Origin of the sequence: Mesorhizobium sp. M3A.F.Ca.ET.175.01.1.1 (assembly GCF_004791945.1) — a bacterium.
GTDB lineage: Bacteria > Pseudomonadota > Alphaproteobacteria > Rhizobiales > Rhizobiaceae > Mesorhizobium.
Window position 1 is genome coordinate 1 of record NZ_SRTP01000231.1, and the last position, 307, is coordinate 307.

At 65.5% G+C, this 307-nt stretch carries 1 protein-coding gene; it reads right to left on the bottom strand.

Annotated features, from left to right (window positions below):
* Positions 1–307: inorganic phosphate transporter (locus tag EN818_RS31450; RefSeq protein WP_189524000.1), on the bottom strand; the 307-nt coding region annotated here is incomplete at both ends.

Here is a 307-nt window from a genome sequence, read left to right on the forward strand (position 1 = left end):
ACGATGGCCGCGACCGTCTTGCCGAGTCCCGACCAGACAATGGCGCCGGTTCCGGCCTTGGCGACGCCGGCGCCGACCAGCCCGCCGATCAGCGCGTGCGAGCTGCTCGACGGAATGCCGGCGACCCAGGTGACGATGTTCCAGACAATGGCGCCGACAAGTGCCGAGAAGATCACCGCCGGCGTGACGATGCTGGCGTCGACAATGCCTTTCCCCACCGTCTCGGCGACATGCAGGCCGAAGAACAGGAAAGCGATGAAATTGAAGAAGGCGGCCCAGAACACCGCGTAATGCGGCCTGAGCACCC